This is a genomic window from Curtobacterium sp. VKM Ac-2865 (assembly GCF_015350905.1).
In the GTDB taxonomy this organism is placed as follows: Bacteria; Actinomycetota; Actinomycetes; order Actinomycetales; family Microbacteriaceae; genus Curtobacterium.
The window spans coordinates 342,499-360,303 of record NZ_JADKRZ010000002.1 but is presented as its reverse complement, the minus strand read 5'-3'; the positions used below and the strand labels follow the sequence as shown (position 1 = coordinate 360,303).

The 17,805-nt window shown below is 68.4% G+C and carries 16 protein-coding genes; 8 read left to right on the top strand and 8 right to left on the bottom strand.

The features are described 5' to 3' along the window. Positions 1 to 17 precede the first annotated feature (17 nt). Positions 18 to 1,172: a DNA polymerase III subunit beta gene (dnaN, locus tag ITJ54_RS06810; protein ID WP_194626784.1), complete on the bottom strand. Its 1,155-nt coding sequence runs from the start codon at positions 1,170 to 1,172 to the stop codon at positions 18 to 20. A gap of 482 nt (positions 1,173 to 1,654) precedes the next feature. Continuing rightward, on the bottom strand, positions 1,655 to 3,109 hold the full coding sequence (gene dnaA / locus ITJ54_RS06805) for a chromosomal replication initiator protein DnaA (protein WP_194626783.1): 1,455 nt from the start codon (positions 3,107 to 3,109) through the stop codon (positions 1,655 to 1,657). Positions 3,110 to 3,614: 505 nt separating this feature from the next. On the opposite strand from dnaA, the gene rpmH reads away from it, so the two are divergent. The 8 genes from rpmH to ITJ54_RS06765 all read left to right on the top strand — a co-directional run bounded on the left by rpmH (position 3,615) and on the right by ITJ54_RS06765 (position 8,784). Continuing rightward, on the top strand, positions 3,615 to 3,752 hold the full coding sequence (gene rpmH / locus ITJ54_RS06800; protein WP_055951440.1) for a 50S ribosomal protein L34: 138 nt from the start codon (positions 3,615 to 3,617) through the stop codon (positions 3,750 to 3,752). Between the two features lie 129 nt (positions 3,753 to 3,881). Continuing rightward, positions 3,882 to 4,232 (top strand): ribonuclease P protein component, encoded by a 351-nt coding sequence (gene rnpA, locus ITJ54_RS06795; protein ID WP_194627377.1) that lies wholly within the window; start codon positions 3,882 to 3,884, stop codon positions 4,230 to 4,232. Between the two features lie 71 nt (positions 4,233 to 4,303). After that, positions 4,304 to 4,660, top strand: coding sequence for a membrane protein insertion efficiency factor YidD (yidD, locus tag ITJ54_RS06790; protein WP_323741616.1), 357 nt, complete (start codon positions 4,304 to 4,306; stop codon positions 4,658 to 4,660). An 8-nt stretch (positions 4,661 to 4,668) separates the two neighbouring features. Next, on the top strand, positions 4,669 to 5,643 hold the full coding sequence (gene yidC / locus ITJ54_RS06785) for a membrane protein insertase YidC (protein ID WP_194626782.1): 975 nt from the start codon (positions 4,669 to 4,671) through the stop codon (positions 5,641 to 5,643). 44 nt (positions 5,644 to 5,687) lie between these two features. Continuing rightward, positions 5,688 to 6,182, top strand: coding sequence for a protein jag (locus tag ITJ54_RS06780; protein ID WP_194627373.1), 495 nt, complete (start codon positions 5,688 to 5,690; stop codon positions 6,180 to 6,182). Continuing rightward, complete coding sequence (rsmG, locus tag ITJ54_RS06775; protein ID WP_194626781.1) at positions 6,179 to 6,829, top strand: 16S rRNA (guanine(527)-N(7))-methyltransferase RsmG; 651 nt, start codon at positions 6,179 to 6,181, stop codon at positions 6,827 to 6,829. The genes ITJ54_RS06780 and rsmG overlap by 4 nt, the downstream gene beginning before the upstream one ends. 84 nt (positions 6,830 to 6,913) lie before the next feature. Then, positions 6,914 to 7,807, top strand: a complete 894-nt coding sequence (locus tag ITJ54_RS06770; protein WP_323741615.1) for a ParA family protein — start codon at positions 6,914 to 6,916, stop codon at positions 7,805 to 7,807. Continuing rightward, positions 7,807 to 8,784 carry a ParB/RepB/Spo0J family partition protein gene (locus tag ITJ54_RS06765; protein ID WP_194626779.1) on the top strand — a complete coding sequence of 326 codons (978 nt, stop codon included), beginning with the start codon at positions 7,807 to 7,809 and terminating at the stop codon, positions 8,782 to 8,784. The genes ITJ54_RS06770 and ITJ54_RS06765 overlap by 1 nt, the downstream gene beginning before the upstream one ends. 210 nt (positions 8,785 to 8,994) lie before the next feature. Here the strand turns inward: ITJ54_RS06765 and ITJ54_RS06760 are convergent, their stop codons facing one another. The 6 genes from ITJ54_RS06760 to ITJ54_RS17855 form a co-directional block, all read right to left on the bottom strand. After that, positions 8,995 to 9,450 (bottom strand): ElyC/SanA/YdcF family protein, encoded by a 456-nt coding sequence (locus ITJ54_RS06760; protein WP_323741614.1) that lies wholly within the window; start codon positions 9,448 to 9,450, stop codon positions 8,995 to 8,997. A gap of 168 nt (positions 9,451 to 9,618) precedes the next feature. Then, complete coding sequence (locus ITJ54_RS06755) at positions 9,619 to 10,581, bottom strand: D-alanine--D-alanine ligase family protein (RefSeq protein ID WP_194626774.1); 963 nt, start codon at positions 10,579 to 10,581, stop codon at positions 9,619 to 9,621. A gap of 43 nt (positions 10,582 to 10,624) precedes the next feature. Beyond that, positions 10,625 to 11,929 (bottom strand): PLP-dependent aminotransferase family protein, encoded by a 1,305-nt coding sequence (locus ITJ54_RS06750; protein ID WP_194626772.1) that lies wholly within the window; start codon positions 11,927 to 11,929, stop codon positions 10,625 to 10,627. Between the two features lie 201 nt (positions 11,930 to 12,130). Further along, a complete protein-coding gene (gene trxA, locus ITJ54_RS06745; RefSeq protein WP_017887828.1) occupies positions 12,131 to 12,457 on the bottom strand; it encodes a thioredoxin in 327 nt (108 codons plus the stop codon). Between the two features lie 59 nt (positions 12,458 to 12,516). Further along, positions 12,517 to 13,503 carry a thioredoxin-disulfide reductase gene (gene trxB / locus ITJ54_RS06740; RefSeq protein ID WP_194626770.1) on the bottom strand — a complete coding sequence of 329 codons (987 nt, stop codon included), beginning with the start codon at positions 13,501 to 13,503 and terminating at the stop codon, positions 12,517 to 12,519. A gap of 105 nt (positions 13,504 to 13,608) precedes the next feature. Further along, positions 13,609 to 17,748 (bottom strand): DUF6049 family protein, encoded by a 4,140-nt coding sequence (locus tag ITJ54_RS17855; RefSeq protein ID WP_228508713.1) that lies wholly within the window; start codon positions 17,746 to 17,748, stop codon positions 13,609 to 13,611. Positions 17,749 to 17,805 lie beyond the last annotated feature (57 nt).

Sequence of the window (17,805 nt, the reverse complement as noted above, 5' to 3'; positions counted from 1 at the left end):
CAGGTGTGACTGTTGCGCTATCGCAGCAGGAGGTTGGGCTGCAGCAGGTACCGGTATCCGTCCGTGGCCGGTTCCTCACGCGAGGACTGGCCGGTGATGAGCACCGGGCCCGGCTTGTTGGGGTTCTCCGTCTTGGTGAAGGAGATCCGGACGAACTCGGAGTGCACCGCGTTCAACCCGTCCAGGAGGAAGGCGGGCTTCAACGAGACCACCATGTCCTCACCGGTCAGCAACGCATCGATCGACTCTGACGCCTGCGCTTGTTCGGAACCGATCGCTTCGAGCGTGAGCCCGTCGACCGTGAAGGAGAACCGGAGCGCGGCTTCGCGCTCCAGGACGAGGGAGACCCGTCGGACGGCTTCGACCAGCTCGGCCGTGTTGATCACGGCGTGGTCCTGCACGGTCTCGGGGAAGAGCCGGCGGACCGGCGGGTAGTTGCCCTTGATGAGCAGGGACGTGACCGTCTTGTCGGCGGCCTGGAAGGCGATGAGCTCGCGGTCCGAGTTGCCGCTGATCGACACCGACACCGTGGTGGCCGAGCCGAACGTGCGGCCGACCTCCTGCAGGGTGCGAGCCGGGACGAGCGCGTGCATCGGCTCGGTGGGTTCGCCGCCGGAGCGGCCGGAGTCCCACTGGATCGTGCGGACCGCGACACGGTAGCGGTCGGTCGCGATGAGCGACAGGTCGTTGTCGCTGACCTCGAGCTGGACGCCGGTGATCACCGGGGTGACGTCGTCGCGGCTGGCGGCGACGGCCACCTGCGAGACGGCCTCGGAGAACGCGTCGCCGGGGATGACACCCGTCTGCGGCCCGATCTCCGGCAGCGTCGGGTACTCCTCGACCGGCATGCTCAGGAGCGTGAAGTGCGCGGAGCCGCAGGTGACGGTGATCCGGGACTCGTCCGTGGAGAACGTGACCGGGGCGTTCGGCAGGCGGCTCGCGATGTCGTTGAGCAGACGGCCGGAGACCAGGACCGTGCCCGACTCGTCGATCTGCGCCGAGATCGAGGTCTGCGCCGAGACCTCGTAGTCGAAGGACGAGAGCGTCAGGCGCTCCCCGTCGGCATGGATCAGGACACCCGAGAGGATCGGGAGGGTCGTGCGCTGTGGGAGGAGTTTCACCGCGAACGAGACGGCTTCGGAGAAGACGTCCCGGTTGACCTCGAACTTCACAGCTGGGACCCCTGTCGATGGTTGGACTGTCCGGCCGCCCCATTGTGGCACAGCCCAGCGGAGGCCGGATTTCTTGTCATCCCGCCGTCCACAAGGTTGGCCCAGGGATCACTGGAGATAAACAGGAGTAATCGTATTAACGCCTGTGCACACTGTGGACAACTCTGTGGATACCAGTCGCCGCAAGGGAACTACACAGTTGTGACTTGTGGGCGGCCTGTGGGCACCCTCGGGATGAATCATCCTCGTCTATCCACTTCCATCCCCAGTTTCCACAGTTGACCCCATCGCTGTGTACAACCGTTCGGCGTGTCCTCCACAGTTATCCACAGGCTTTCCACACTGTGTGAAAACCACCGCCTGGAACCGTCTCAGATGGTGGACGCGCGCCCAGGCGCGCCGATGTCGGGACCGAGGGCGAGCCTCCCGGCTGGGTGAACCGATGTTCTGGGCGACGCGAGTCGCCGGTGCGAGCGACGTGCTCAGCGGTACCGGCGGTCCTGCTTGATCCGGCTCGTGAGCTCCGTGACCTGGTTGTAGATGGAGCGTCGTTCCTTCATCAGGTCGGCGATCTTCTTGTTCGCGTACATGACGGTGGTGTGGTCGCGGTTGCCGAACAGCTGCCCGATCTTGGGCAGGGACAGGCTGGTCAGCTCACGGCAGAGGTACATCGCGATCTGTCGTGCCGTCGCGATCGCCTGGGAGCGGGACGAGCCGTAGAGGTCGTCGACGGAGAGCTTGAAGTACTCCGCGGTGTGGTTGATGATGTCCGTCGGCGCGATGACGTTGTCCTCGTCGAGCGTGATCAGGTCCTTGAGGACCGTCTGCACGAGCGCCATGTCCACGGCCGTCCGGTTCAGGCTGGCGAAGGCCGTCACGCGGATGAGCGTGCCCTCGAGCTCCCGGATGTTGCTGGAGACCTTCGACGCCATGAACTCGAGGATGTCGTCCGGCACCTGGAGGTGGTCCGACTGCGCCTTCTTGCGGAGGATCGCGATGCGGGTCTCGAGGTCGGGGACCTGCACGTCCGTGATGAGGCCCCACTCGAAGCGGCTGCGCATCCGGTCCTCGAAGCCGGTGAGGTGCTTCGGCGCCACGTCCGACGTCACCACGACCTGCTTGTTGTGGTCGTGGAGGGTGTTGAACGTGTGGAAGAAGGCCTCTTGTGTGGAGTCCTTGCCCTGGAGGAACTGGATGTCGTCGATGAGCAGGATGTCGATGTCGCGGTACCGCTGCTGGAACTGGTTGGACCGGTTGTTCGCGATCGAGTTGATGAAGTCGTTCGTGAACTCCTCGCTGGACACGTACCGCACGCGGATGCCCGGGTAGAGGCTCTCCGCGTAGTGCCCGATCGCGTGCAGGAGGTGGGTCTTGCCGAGGCCGGAGTCGCCGTAGATGAACAGCGGGTTGTAGGCCTTGGCCGGGGCCTCGGCGACCGCGACGGCCGCGGCGTGCGCGAACCGGTTCGAGGCGCCGATGACGAAGTTGTCGAAGTTGTACTTCGGGTTGAGCCGCGACTCGGGCCGGCCGCCGGTGCCCGGGGAGTCGATCTGGCTCGGGACGAACGGGGCTTCGATGTACTGGCGCGGCGCGGCGCTCTGTTCCACCGGCTGCTGCACGGGCTCGGCGTACGCGGGGACCACGGGGTCGACCCGGGGCTCCGAGGCCATGTCCGGGTTGACCGTGATCGCGAAGTTCGCGACCGAGTCGTCACCGATGCGGGCGACGGCCTCGGTGATCGGGATCCGGATCCGCTGTTCGAGCATGCCGCGCGTCAGGTCGTTCGGGACCTCGAGGTAGAGCGTGCCGGCGAGGACGCCCTTCGGCTCGACGAGGTTGAGGAAGCCGTGCAGCTGCGGCGTGATGCGGTCGTCCTCGGCGAGGATCCCGAGGACGTTCGACCAGAGGTCCTCGACGGGGTCGGCGGGCATCGTCATGTCGCGCTCGTCTCCAGGGGTCTCGTTTGGTCGTTCGGGTCGGTCGTTCGCGTTCTGTCGTCCGGGTTCTGTCGTCCGGGTCGCAGGACGTACCGCGGAGGGCGTGGGACCGCGCGGCAGCACACTGGTGCCGGCGAGTCGTCCGTGGTTCAGGGCGGCTTCCTCGACGCTGCTGTGCCGCGGGCTTCCCACAGGGTTGTCCACAGTCTTGTCCACGATCGCCCGGGGCGCCAGGTCGGGGGTACTCCCCTGTCGTGGCGGGCCTCAGGCCGATCGATCACCCAACTGTAAAGGACCGGGGGCGCTCTCACCGAACGGAAGTTGTCCCCAATGTGGAGAACCCGGATGCGGCATCGGAGGACGCTGGGCTCACCGATCGGGGTTTGACCTGCTCGCCCCTGTCACGTACCGTGGACAAGTTGACAGCGGCCCCTTGGTCGCGCCCACCTGGTTCAACCAAACCCATTCGTGACGGCTCGCCTCGAGCAGCCGTGTGGAGAAGATCATGAGCAAGCGCACCTTCCAGCCGAACAACCGTCGCCGCGCCAAGAAGCACGGCTTCCGTCTCCGCATGCGCACCCGTGCGGGCCGCAGCATCCTGGCCGCACGTCGCGCCAAGGGCCGCACCGAGCTCTCCGCCTGATCCAGCTCCACGCTGGTCCGGCTGTGCAGCCGATCGCGCCGCTCCGGAGTGGACCTCGTGTCCACCCGGGCGGCGCTTCGCTGCGCCGTCGGTGTCACGGACCGCGTCGTCGGACGGGTCGGTGACGTCGTGCTCGCTCGTGCGAACCGCATCGTGCGCGGTGACGACTACCGCGCAGTTGTGCGTCGGGGCCGGAGGGTCGCGACGCCGAACGTCGTCGTCTCCGTGGTCCGGCGAGCCGTCGAACCAGATGCGCCCACACGCTTCGGGTTCATCGTGGCCAAGACGGTCGGCAACGCGGTGACCCGCAACCTGTTGCGGCGTCGGTTCAAGGGCATCGCCCACGAGCTGCTGGTCACGGTGCCGACCGGGCACGACGTGGTGGTTCGCGCACTGCCAGCCGCTGCGCAGGCCACGTGGCCTACCCTGCTCGAAGACGTCTCGCGCTCGTTCGCGCGCGGTGTGGAGAAGGCAGCATGAACCGGACGCTCGCGATGCGGACCCAGAGTTCACCTCGGACCCAAGCGGTTCGTGCGCTCTGGGTCGTTCGTGTGCTCTGGTTCCTCGTGTTGCTCCCGCGCAACGTCTGCGTGGTCGTGCTCCGTGCCTACCGCGCCGTGATCTCCCCGCTCTACGGCAACGTCTGCCGGTACCACCCCTCGTGCTCGCGCTACGCGCTCGAGGCGATCCAGCAGTACGGCGTCGTACGCGGGACCGCCATGGGCGCTTGGCGCATCGGCCGGTGCAACCCCTGGGCCGCCGGCGGCATCGACGACGTCCCAGCACGACGCGAGCCCCACACCGTCAACCGGTTCGGGTTCGTGCTCGCCCCGGTTCAGCAGCAGTCGCAGTCACCGGTCGGCACCCTCCGCCCGGTGCTGTTCCCCCAGCGCACTCGAAAGGCGTGACCGTCCTCATGGACCTCATCGGAACGATCCTCTGGCCCCTCAAGTGGGTGGTCTCCGCCATCCTGGTCGGCTTCCACTGGATCTTCGAGAACCTCGGCCTGGACCCCGCAGCGGGCCTGACCTGGGTCCTGTCGATCATCTTCCTGACCTTCGTGGTCCGTGCCGCACTCATCCCGATCTTCGTGCGCCAGATCAAGTCGCAGCGCCGCATGCTCGAGGTCGCGCCGCAGCTGAAGAAGATCCAGGACAAGTACAAGGGCAAGAAGGACCAGTTCTCGCGCGAGGCCATGTCCCGCGAGACCATGGCGCTGTACAAGGAGACCGGGACCAACCCGTTGAGCTCCTGCCTGCCGCTCCTGCTGCAGATGCCGATCTTCTTCTCGCTGTACTCGGTGCTGCACGAGGCGCAGATCAACAAGACCGGCATCGGCCTGCTGACGAACGACCTGGCCAGGGAGTTCGGCAACGCGTCCCTCTTCGGTGCTCCCCTGCACGAGACCTTCACGAACGCCTCCGGGTGGGAGGTCCGCATCATCGCGGGCTTCATGATCGTGGTCATGACGGCATCCCAGTTCGTCACCCAGCTGCAGCTCGTCGCGAAGAACATGTCGCCGGAGACCAAGGAGTCTCCGATGTACCGCCAGCAGAAGATGATGCTGTACGTGCTCCCCCTGATCTTCGTGATCTCGGGTCTGTCGTTCCCCCTCGGCGTCATGTTCTACTGGCTCGCGTCGAACCTCTGGACGATGGCGCAGCAGTACTTCGTCATCCGCAGCATGCCGACGCCGGGCTCCGAAGCCGCGCTGGCTCGCGAGGTCCGCCTCGCGAAGAAGGCCCAGCGCCGTGGGACGCCCGCAGGGATCCTCGCCGAGGCCGGAGCCGGCGCGGGAGCCGCTGAGATGGAAGCCGTGCGCATCACGACGACGCAACGCCAGCAGCCGGTCGGCAAGCAGCGCTCGAAGAAGAACGGGAAGACCAAGTGACCGAGCAGGACACCGCCGCAGCAGTCGAGCCAGCCGAGGGTGATCTGACCCCGAGCGTCTCCGTCGACGGCGTCGAGGAGGACCTCGACGACGAGACGCGCGACGAAGCGGACATCGCTGCGGACTACATCGAGGAACTGCTCGACATCTGCGACCTCGACGGTGACATCGAGATCGAGGAGCGCGCTGGTCGCGTCTACCTGTCCGTCACCGACGAGGGGAACGCGCTGCGGGTCCTCGCGAAGCCGGACACGGTGACCGCGCTGCAGGAGCTCACGCGCATCGCCGTCCAGGCCGAGACCGGCGAGTTCAGCCGGCTCATCCTCGATGTCGGTGGGTCGCGAGACGCCCGCGCCGAGGAGCTCCAGCGCCTCGTGGACACGGCGGTCGAGCGCATCGAGGCCGGTTCCGCCACTGCTGCTCTGCCCCCGATGTCCTCGTACGAACGCAAGCTCGTGCACGACCTGGTCGCCGAGAAGGGCTTCAACTCGGAGTCCGAGGGCGAGGGTCGCGACCGTCACACGGTCATCACCCGATGACGACGGACGCCGTCGACGCGCCCGTGCTGCAGGCTGAGCCGGCGGCAGCGTCGGCGCTGTTCGGCGACCGGATCGACGTCGCGCGGTCGTTCACGAACGAACTCGCGCGCCGCGGTGAGGAACTGGGTCTCATCGGACCCCTCGAGCTTCCCCGCCTCTGGACGCGACATATCCTCAACTCTGCGTTGGTCGCACCGCTCTTGACGGCAGGGGGCCATGTCGGTGACGTCGGTTCGGGCGCAGGGTTGCCGGGCCTCGTCCTGGCGATCGCGCGTCCGGACGTCACCTTCACGTTGATCGAACCCATGGAGCGCCGCGTCGAGTGGTTGACCGCCGAGGCCGCGCGGCTGGGTCTCGAGAACGTCTCCGTGCTGCGTGCACGGGCCGAGGACGTGTCGGACGACCTGGTGCTCGATCAGGTCACCGCTCGGGCCGTGAGTGCCCTCTCCAAGCTCATCCCGATGACGGTGCCACTCGTGCGGTCTGGCGGCGAGCTCATCCTCATGAAGGGCGCGCGCGTCGATGACGAGGTCGCGGCCGCCCGCAAGGTGATCCTCCGGAAGCGCCTGGAGAACGTCGAGGTGCTCGAGCTCGGCGTCGGTGTGGTCGAGGAAACCACCCGCGTCTTCCGGGCTACAGTTGACTGACGCCGCGCGGCGCTGAGGTCCCTCGGGATCGTGTGCAGCGCCCCGCGTTCCACGTGAAACATCGAACCGGGGAAGAGGCACTCGTTGAGTTCATCGACCGACTACGACGCGTCGACACCGCTCGCTCGCGAGATCGCTGACCTGACTCGCCGCCGCCGTGCGATAGCGTCGGAGCAGTTCCCTCTGCCGGAGAAGACCCGCATCCTGACGGTGTCCAACCAGAAGGGCGGCGTCGGCAAGACCACGACGACCGTGAACCTCGCGGCGGCCCTCGCGCGCGGAGGCGCCCGCGTCCTGGTCATCGACCTCGACCCCCAGGGCAACGCATCGACGGCGATGGGGGTCAACCACCAGGCCGACGTCACGAGCATCTACGACGTCATCGTGGACGAAGCGCCGATCGCCGATGCGGTGCAGCGCTCTCCCGAGTCCGAGAACCTCTGGTGTGTGCCGGCAACGATCCACCTCGCAGGAGCCGAGATCGAGCTCGTGTCGCTGGTCGCTCGTGAGCAGCGGCTGCGGACGGCACTCGACCAGTACCTCGAGTCGTTGGACGAGCCGTACCACTACGTCTTCATCGACTGCCCGCCGTCACTCGGCCTGCTGACCATCAACGCCTTCGTCGCTGCGAAGGAAGTCCTGATCCCGATCCAGTGCGAGTACTACGCACTCGAGGGCCTCAGCCAGCTGCTCCGGAACATCGAGCTCATCGAACGCCACCTGAACCCGAACCTGCAGGTGTCGACGATCCTGCTCACGATGTACGACGGTCGGACGAACCTGGCGAACCAGGTAGCGGCCGACGTCCGCGAGCACTTCGGAGACCAGGTGCTCAAGGCGATGATCCCCCGATCGGTGCGCGTGAGCGAAGCCCCGAGCTACGGCCAGAGCGTCGTGGCCTACGACATCAACTCCTCCGGGTCGTTGTCCTACCTGGAAGCGGCGGCGGAGATCGCAGCACGAGGAGCAAAGCACTGATGGCACCCAAGCGCACCGGACTCGGCCGAGGTATCGGCGCCCTGATCCCGACGGCCGCGGACCAGCAGGACCGGCCCGTTGACGTGTTCTTCCCCACCGGCGGGACCGGAGCATCCGTGGTGGTCGACGGCGCCACCGCAGAAGACCTCGTGGCGGTTCCTGGTGCACGTCTGGCGAACCTCAACCCGCTCGACATCGTGCCGAACTCGCAGCAGCCCCGTAAGGAGTTCCGCGAGGAAGAGCTGCAGGAGCTCGTGCACTCCATCCGCGAGATCGGCGTCCTGCAGCCGATCGTGGTGCGACCGCTCGAAGGTGCTTCGGGAACGGATCCGCAGTACGAGTTGATCATGGGCGAGCGGCGTCTGCGGGCGACGAAGGAGCTCGGGCTCGCCACAATCCCCGCGATCGTCAAGGACACCCCAGACGACGCGATGCTCCGCGACGCTCTGCTGGAGAACCTCCACCGCGCCAACCTCAACGCGCTTGAAGAGGCCTCGGCCTACCAGCAGCTGCTCGCGGACTTCGGCATCACGCAGGAAGAGCTCGCGCAGCGCATCGGACGCTCGCGCCCCCAGATCACGAACACCATCCGACTCCTTCGCCTCCCCTCCCCCGTGCAGCGCCGGGTGGCTGCGGGTGTGCTGTCGGCCGGGCATGCCCGCGCCATCCTTGCAGCGCCCGACGCTGAGGCGATGGAGTACATGGCGGAGAAGATCGTGAACGAGGACCTGTCGGTGCGGCAGGCTGAAGCCCTTGCGCAGCAGCTCGTGCAGGGAGCGCCGAAGAAGGCGCCCGCGCAGCCCAACAAGCGCGAGGCGCACTTCTCGGACGTCGCCGAGCGCCTGGGCGACCGACTGAACACCCGTGTACGGATCGCCGTCGGTACACGGAAGGGCCGCGTGACGATCGACTTCGCCAATGCCGCGGACCTGAACCGCATCCTCGAGGAGCTCGGGGCGGCTGACCTCGGAGCCTGAGGCAGCGTTCCACGTGGAACATCCCTTCAGAAGCCGTCCACGCGGCCTCTGACGGCACGGATCTAGTCGCGGTATGACCTGGCTCACTCGTGGGCTCCCGAGGCCTCAGCGGACGCTTCGGCATCCACAGCAGCCGGCTTTGGGGCCGACCCCGGGGCCATGGAGCCGATGTTCCACGTGGAACGCCTCGTACTCATGCTGCGACGCCCGTCAGCGGAGCGTTCGGAGCTTCAGGAGACCGATGACGGTCAGGATCGGCTTGATGAGGGTCATCTCTCCGACGCGGTAGTCAGCAGCGCGGACGAGTCGATCAGCCAGATCTGGGCGCTGGCGTCTGAGGTACACCCGGGCCTTCTCTGCGTGCAGGCTGTTCGACACGAGCATGATCCAGTCGGCGTCTTCGAGTTCGGGGATGACGTTCGCCACGTTGTTCCACGTGGAACGGCTTGTGGTCTCCTCGACGAGTGGTCCGCGCCACAGGAGGACATCACGCAGGTGTCGGGCGACCAGCGTGGCCTCCGGGACCGGACCACGGACCGCACCACCACTGGTGACGATGGTCGTGAGTGCCCCCACCGGAACAGATCGCAGAGCCATCCGGGCGCGCCAGCGGTTGACGAGGTTCGCCCGCTGACCACGGTTCGCGACGCCGAGGACGACGATCACGCCGGCGGAACCGAGTGGCGGCGGTGTCCCTGTCCCTTCCGGGAAGCCGCGCCCGCTCGAACGACGGTGGACCACCTCAGCCCAGACCAGGACCCCCGCAGCCGTGACGCCGCAAAACGACAACAGGCGCAGTGTTCCACGTGGAACACTGCGCCTGTTGGGCATCCGTCAGGCCTGGTGGTCGCGGATGGCTTGCTCGGCCAGCTCGGCGTAGGTCCATCCCAGGTCGAAGCCCGAGACCGACAGTGCCTGCGGAACCAGTGAGGTCTCGGTCAGTCCTGGCAGCACGTTGGCCTCGAGGAACCACGGTGTACCGGCGCCGTCGATGATGAGGTCGACACGCGAGATGTGGCGGAGCCCGAGTGCCTCGTGGGCAGCCACGGCGGCAGCAGCGGCGGCGGCAGCGAAGTCCGGCGACAGGCGGGCCGGCGTGTAGAAGGTGGTCTCACCGGCGTTGTACCGAGCCTCGAACCCGTAGAACCCGTTCTTCGGCACGATCTCGACCGGCGCGAGCGCGACAGGGCCGTCTCCGGTGTCGATGATGCCGACGGCGACCTCTGTCCCGCGGATCAGCTGCTCGACCACGACGTCGTCGCAGTACGTGTAGGCCGTCACCATGGCACGAGGCAGATCGTCGACGTCCTCCACGAGGGTGACACCCTGGGCACTGCCGCCACGGGCGGGCTTCACGGCCAGGGGCACGGGGTGCTCCCCCGCGATGCTCTTGAGGACTCCCACGGCGCCGAGCTCGCGGAAGACGTCGTGCGACAGCGTGACGGACCGTGGGGTCTTGACGCCGGTCCTGGCGACCAGTGCCGACGCGGTGGGCTTGTCCCATGCCAACCGGGCCGAGGTCGACCGTGAGCCGACGAACGGGATGTCCAGAGCCTCCAGGATGCCGCGCAGCGCGCCGTCCTCACCGGAGGCGCCGTGCAGGGCCGGCCACACGACGTCCGGGCGGGTGTCCGCCAGGGCGGGCAGGAGCGAGGCGTCAGCGTCGCGCAGGTCCACCTGCCAGCCGTACCCGGTCAGCGAGTCCGCGACCCGGCGTCCGGAGCGGAGCGAGACGTCGCGCTCGTGGGAGATGCCCCCGGCGACGACGACGACGTGACGGCGAGTGAGCTCGGCCATGGCGGGGACCTCCGGTACTGCGATGTTCTACGGAAAGTGCTGGTCAGGAGATGTTCGGCGGCGGCGCGCTGACCGACGACGTCTGCCGAGCGGTGCTGCTCGACCGCGTCGTGGCGCCGAACGTCTCGACGAGTTCGAGCTCGTCGTTGACGACGTTCGCCAGACGCTTGACGCCCACACGGATCTGCTCCGGCGTCGGGTAGCAGAACGACAGGCGGATGTTGTGGCCACCACGACCATCGGCGTAGAACGCGGTCCCCGGGGTGTACGCCACGAGCTCCTTCACCGCGCGGGGCAGCATGCCCTTCGAGTCGAGCGACTCGGGCAGGGTCAGCCACACGAAGAAACCGCCGTTGGGGCGTGTCCAGCTCAGGTCGGGCAGGAACTCCCCCAGGGCCTGGAACATGGCGTCGCGGCGCTCGGCGTAGATGCCACGGAAGGTGTCGATCTGCCCGCGCCAGTCAGCGGCGTCGAGGTAGGCGTTGACGACGTACTGGCCGAACGAGTTCGGAGCGAGGACGGCGGACTCGTTGGCGAGCACGAGCTTCTCGCGGATCGCGTGGGGAGCGAGAGCCCATCCGACGCGGAAGCCCGGCGCGAGCGTCTTCGAGAACGAGCCGAGGTAGACCACGCCCTCGTCGTCGATCGACCGGATGGCCTGGGGTGCTGGCTCGTCGAACCAGAGCAGGCCGTACGGGTTGTCCTCGAGCACGAGGATGTTGTTCGAGCGACAGATGTCGAGGATCTCGATGCGGCGCTCACGGCTCATCGTGACGCCGGCGGGGTTGTGGAAGTTCGGGATCGTGTACAGGAACTTCATCCGCTTGCCAGCGGCTCGCAGGTTCGCGATGGTCTCGCGGAGCGCCTCGGGGACCAGGCCGTTCTCGTCGGTCGTCACGTGGACGGTCTCCGCCTGGTACGACCGGAAGACCCCGATGGCGCCGACGTACGACGGGGACTCGGCGAGGACGACGTCGCCCGGGTCGATGAACAGGCGCGTGACGAGGTCGAGCGCGTGCTGTGACCCCGTGGTGACCACGACGTCCTCGGCGCTGGCACGGATGCCCTCCAGGGACATCACGTCGACGATGTGCTCGCGGAGGGAACGCAGGCCCTGTCCGCTGCCGTACTGGAGCGCCATCGCGGCGTCCTCGGCCATCACACGGTCCAGGGAGCCCGTGACGAGCTCACGCGGGAGCGCGGAGACGTAGGGCATGCCGCCGGCCAGGGAGACGACCTCAGGGCGCGAGGCGACGGCGAACAGGGCTCGGACCTCGGAGGCGCTCAGACCAGCCGTGCGCTGGGCGTAGGAGTCGTACCAGGGGTCGAGGCTGTTGCCGTTCGTCATCGGTTCTCCGTTCAGAGGGGTTCCGCCACAGTACGACATGGAGTCCGCGAACCCCGGGTGTGTGTCGCAGGCCGATCCTGAACACGTGGACCGCTCCGGGCGGGACAGACGAACGCCCCGCCCCGCCGCTCCGGCCGGGACAGACGAACGCCCCGCCCTCCGATGGAATGGAGGACGGGGCGTCCGAGCGTGCGGGAGTGCCTACGCGAGGAACTCGGCCAGGTCGGCCTCGAGAGCCGGCTTCGGCTTGGCGCCGATGACGGTCTTGACGACTTCGCCGCCCTTGAAGACCTTCATCGCGGGGATGGAGGTGATCTGGTAGTTCATGGCCGACTGCGGGTTGTCGTCGACGTTGAGCTTGACGATCTCGATCTTGCCGGCGTGCTCTTCGGCGATCTGGTCGAGGATCGGCGAGACGGCGCGACAGGGGCCGCACCACTCTGCCCAGAAGTCGACGAGGATCGTCTTGTCGGACTTCAGGACCTCGTCCGAGAAGGTGGCGTCGGTGACTGCCTTGGCGTTGGACATGTGTACTCCTTCGAGAAGTCGTTCAGTGGGTGGAACGGCGACGTGTGCCGCCGCATTCCCTACGCGGAGATGGTGACGGGCTCGACCGGGGCCTCGCCCTCGGCCGGCGCCGTCAGGGCGTCGTCGAGGTCGGCGAGGTACTTCTCCGCGTCGAGCGCCGCGACGGCACCGGAACCGGCAGCCGTGATGGCCTGACGGTAGGTGTGGTCGAGCACGTCGCCCGCGACGAAGACACCGGGGACGCCGACGGCACGGGAGGTGCGGCCCTCGACGGCGATGGTGCCCTCGGGGGCGAGCTGGAGCTGCTGGTGGACCAGGTGCACGCGCGGGTCGTTGCCGATCGCGATGAACAGGCCGTCGAGTGCGAGCTCCGAGGTCTCACCGGTGACGGTGTCCTTGAGCGTGACGCCCTCGACCGCAGAGGCACCGGAGATCCCGACGACCTCCTTGTTCCAGGCGAACTCGATCTTCGGGTCGTTGACCGCGCGGTCCTGCATGATCTTCGACGCGCGCAGGGTGTCCTTGCGGTGGATGACCGTCACCTTGTCGGCGAAGCGGGTCAGGAAGGTGGCTTCCTCCATCGCGGAGTCACCACCACCGACGACGGCGATGTTCTTCTGGCGGAAGAAGAAGCCGTCGCAGGTCGCGCACCACGAGACGCCGTGGCCGGACAGGCGCTCCTCGTCCGGCAGCCCGAGCTGGCGGTAGGCCGAGCCGGTGGCGTAGATGACCGCGAGGGCCTCGTACGTCTCGCCGGAGCCGACGGTGACGCGCTTGACGTCGCCGGTGAGCTCGACCTTGACGGCGTCGTCGTACAGGACCTCGGCGCCGAAGCGCTCGGCCTGTTCCTGCATCTTGATCATGAGGTCGGGGCCCTGGATGCCCTCGGGGAAGCCCGGGAAGTTCTCGACCTCGGTCGTCTTCGTGAGCTCGCCGCCCGTCTCGACGCTGGACGCGACGATGAGCGGCTTGAGCTGGGCTCGAGCGGCGTAGATGCCGGCGGTGAACCCGGCCGGGCCGGAACCGATGATGATGAGCTGGCGCATGCCTGGTTGCCCTTCCGTTGCGTACTGACCGGGTCAACCAATGGTAGCCGTGGGGCATTCCACACGGCCCGTGAACGGACAGCGTCCGGTGCTCCAGTTGGAGGGTCAGCGACCGAGGCGCGAACGCAGCAGGCCGACGGCGTTCGTGATCTCGCCGTTCTTCGCGACGACCAGGGCCAGGAAGTACACGACGACCATGACCGCGCCGGAGAGCACCACGGTGATGGCTGCGCTGGTGAAGTCCGCCATCGCGAAGCCGTCGGCCGAGAACGTGCCGAAGAAGTTCGCGACGAGCAGTCCGGCGACGCCGGCGAGCAGCGCGGCGATCACGAACTGCACGTGGGAGCGGGTGACCACGGCGCCCTCCATGCCACCGAGGCGGCGACGGACCAGCACGAGGGCGACGATCGTCTGCGCGGTGCCGGCGAGCGTCGTGCAGGCGGCCACCCCGACGCCGATGGCACTGCCGGGGAGCGCGGTGACGGCGAGGGCGCCGATCACGAAGAGCCCGGACTGCACGAGCTGCATCAGGAACGGCGTGCGGTGGTCGTGCATGGCCCAGAACACCCGCTGGATGATGAAGAGCATGCTGAACAGCACCAGGCCGGGCATGTAGGCCAGCAGCACGGCGCCGATGGACAGAGCGCCGTCGAAGTCCCGCGCGAACATCCGGCCGAACGGCACCGCGACGACGATGAGCGCCACGGACGAGAAGACCGTGAACAGCCCGACGATCCGGAGCGACAGGGACAGGTTCCGGCGCACCGAGTCGAGGTCGCCGCGTTCGGCGTCGTGGGTCATCCGGGTGAAGTACGCGGTCGCGATCGACACGGTGATGATCGAGTGCGGCAGCATGAACAGCAGCCAGGCGTTCTGCAGCACGGCGTTGCCCGCACTGCCGGTGCCGAGGGACGCCACACGCGACTGCACGATGCCGGCCAGCTGCGTGACGAGGATCATCGCGAACAGCCAGCCCGCGGCCGTCCCGGTGGCCTTGAGGCCCACACCACGCCAGCGGAAGTCCGGGCGGAAGGTCAGCCCCGCCCGACGCCAGAAGAGCGGCAGGAAGGCCGCCTGCGCCAGCACGCCGAGCGATGCGCTGCCGGCGAGCACGGCGATCTTCAGCGGGGTCCAGGTGTCGACGCCGGAGTTCTCCACGCGGCCGCCGAAGAGGGCGATGAACACGATGAGGCCGGCGATCGCGATCACGTTGTTGATCAGCGGTGCCCAGGTGAACGGCCCGAAGACCTGCTTGGCGTTGAGGACCTCACCGAGGAGCGAGTACAGCGCGTAGAAGAGGATCTGCGGCAGGCACCAGAACGCGAGCGCGACCGCCAGGTCGGTCTGCTCCGGCGAGAAGCCCTTGCCGTCCGAGGCCTGCGATGCGTACAGGCGCACGAGCACCGGTGCGACCACCGTCGCCACGACCGTGATCACGAGGAACACCGTGGCCCCGAGGGTGACGATCTTGTTGACGTACGAGACGCCGCCGTCGGCGTTCTGCTTCATGGAGCGGACGATCTGCGGGATCAGCACGGCCGACAGCAGGCCGCCGGCGATGAGCGCGTAGATGTTGTTCGGGATCTGGTTCGACACCGCGAAGGCGTCGGCCGCCGGGGAGTGCGTCTGACCGATCGCGTACGCGAGCACGAAGGTCTTCGCGAAGCCGAGCACGCGCGAGATCATCGTCCCCGCGGCGAGCATGGCGCTCGCGCGACCCAGGCTGCGCTGGGCGACGGGCGCTGCGGCCGACGGCTGGGGCTGGGTGCTGATCGTCGGCTCCTGTGGGTGGTCGGTCCGGTCGTCGTCGGCCTGGAGGCTCGACACGGCTCCGGCACGCGCGATCGCGGCGTCGAGACGGTCGCCGCCGTCCTCGGCGAGGGTGGCGGTGGAGCCGGCCGTGGCGAGGGCGGTGGCGGCCCCGGGGACCTGCTCAGGGCCTCCTGTCCGGTCGTCCACCCGGGACGGCTCCGTTGCGGACGCATCCGTTCGGCACGGCTCCGCTCCTGGCGCGTCCGCGACGAACAGCCGGTTCGGGTCCTCCCGCGGCTCGTCGGCCTCGCCGTTGCGGCGGCGCCGCAGGCGGCGACGGACGTTGCGGAAGATCCCCAGGCCGAAGATCAGGATGACGGCGATCGCGGCGGCGGCCGTGATCAAGCTCTCCCACTGGGCCTGCACGTTGATCTCGACGACCTCGGGGTCGGCGACGCGGACCCCGGTGGCCGTCGTGAGGGCCATGGTCAGTTCGACCTTGCCGTTGGCGACCGAGGTCACCGGGAACGTGACGCGGCTCGAGGAGTCCGGCTGCACCGTGACCTTGACGGCGTTCTTCTCGATGCGCAGGAACGAGTTCGACGGCTGGACCGTCAGGAAGACCGTGATCGGGTACGCCGACCGGTTCCGGATGGAGATGGGCAGTGAGGACCGGTCCCCCAGCAGCAGGATGCTGCTGCCGTTGAGGATGCCGACGCTCGCGACGACCTTGTCGGTCCTCGCGACGCGGGCGTCGACGGCGGCGACCAAGCCGTCCTGGTCGGACCGCCAGGCGTTGGAGGCCGCGGCCAGGTCCGCCAGGCGGGCGGGGGCCGTGAGCTGGGCCGGGTCGGCGACCGCGGAGGCGAAGTCGGTCAGGGCGTCGGCGGAGCGGACGATGCGCCGCAGCTGGGCGAGGCGGGCGTCGTCGTCGGAGGCGCTGGCGAGGGTGAGCGAGCCGGGCGTCGTCGCCGCGGTCGTGGAGAGGTCGGCGGGCGAGACCCACGGGGTGCTCTCGAGGGCGTCGAGGGCCTCGCTGAGACGCGTGGAGTCCGTCGGCCACGAGCGCCCCAGGGTGAGGAGGACGGGGCTGCTCGTGCTGCCCTGACGGGAGGCTGTGGCCAGCGTCGCGGTGAGCTTGCTCATGGCGCTCGACCAGGCGCGCTGCGTGGTGGCGGTGGCGGCGTCACGGAGGAGCGTCGACATGCCCTGGTCGGACACGAGGACGTGGTCGTCGCCGATCTTCTCCGACGCGGCGATCGTGGTGTCCCCGCCGGCCGAGGTGTTGCTGCTCGCGACGATGGTGGACTTCGTGCCGGCCTTCCGCAGGGCGGGGAGGTCGTCGGTCGCGACGGTGCCCTCGGTCGGCCAGGCGACGGAGGACATCGTGTACGGGAAGTCGAGCAGGGACGCGGTGGTCGGGAGGGTCGTGTCCGCCGGGGCGCCCGGGGCCGCGGTGGCGCCGTCGCTGGGGGCGACGGACGGGGTGGGCGCGGGGGTGTCGCTCGCCCCGGGCGTCGGCGTTCCGGTGGTGCTCGGTGTGCCGGTGGGGCTCGGCGTGCTGGCGCCGGGGAAGTTCTCGGCCTTGACGGACTGGTCGAGGGAGATGGGCGCGAGGATCTCGTCGGACCCCGCCTGCCGCAGCCCGGTGACGTCGGCGTCGGCCCAGGACAGCGCGAAGGTCTCGTTGCGCATCCGCTCGAGGCGGTCGAGCCAGGCGATGGCGGAGGACGGTGCGTTCTCCCCGAGGATGCGGATGGACGCGATGATGCGCGGGTCGATGCCGAGCGCGACGTTGTGGTCCTGTGCGGCGTCGAGCTGCTGCGACAGGGTGCCGTCGACCGCGGTCGCCGCGGCGAGGTCACCGGCAGGGATCAGCCCGCCGGCGTTCGCGGGCATGGTGACCGGCATCGCGACGGACACCCCGACCGGGGTCTGCTCGTAGTTCGGGTACCAGGTGATCGCGGTGCGGTCGATGGCGGACGTCGACCCGGCCGTGTAGTCCGCGGAGATCTTCCGGGCGCCGAAGGAGGTGTACCCGCCGAGCGCCACGTTGCCCGGGATGAGCTCGACGTCGCTCAGGGTGACCGATCGGTGTGCCGGGACCACCGGGACGTCCACGGAGCCCATCGGTGCGCCGGGGTAACCGGTCGTGCTGGTCTCCTTGAACCAGTCGGTGAGGACGTCGCGCGTGCCCGCGTAGACGCGGTAGATGCCGAACTTCGCGATGCCCGTCGGCAGGTCGGCGTCGGTGTCGTTCGTCACCGTGACCGTCAGCGAGAGCGGCTCGTCCGGCCGCAGGACGCCGCGGTCAGCAGGGACGACCTCGATGCTCGCCGTGCCCCCGTCGCCGGCAGCGGGAGCGGCCACACGGGTCGTCGCGGTCGGCTCGGTGGCCGCCTGCGACGGGGCCACGGACGCAGGCGTGACGACGAGACCGAGGGCGACGAGGGCTGTCGCGGCGGCGGCGAGCGAGGAGCGGAGAATGTGCATGCGGTGGGGCCCGTGATCGGTTCGGACCTCGACGAGTGTATGAGGCACGACCATGAG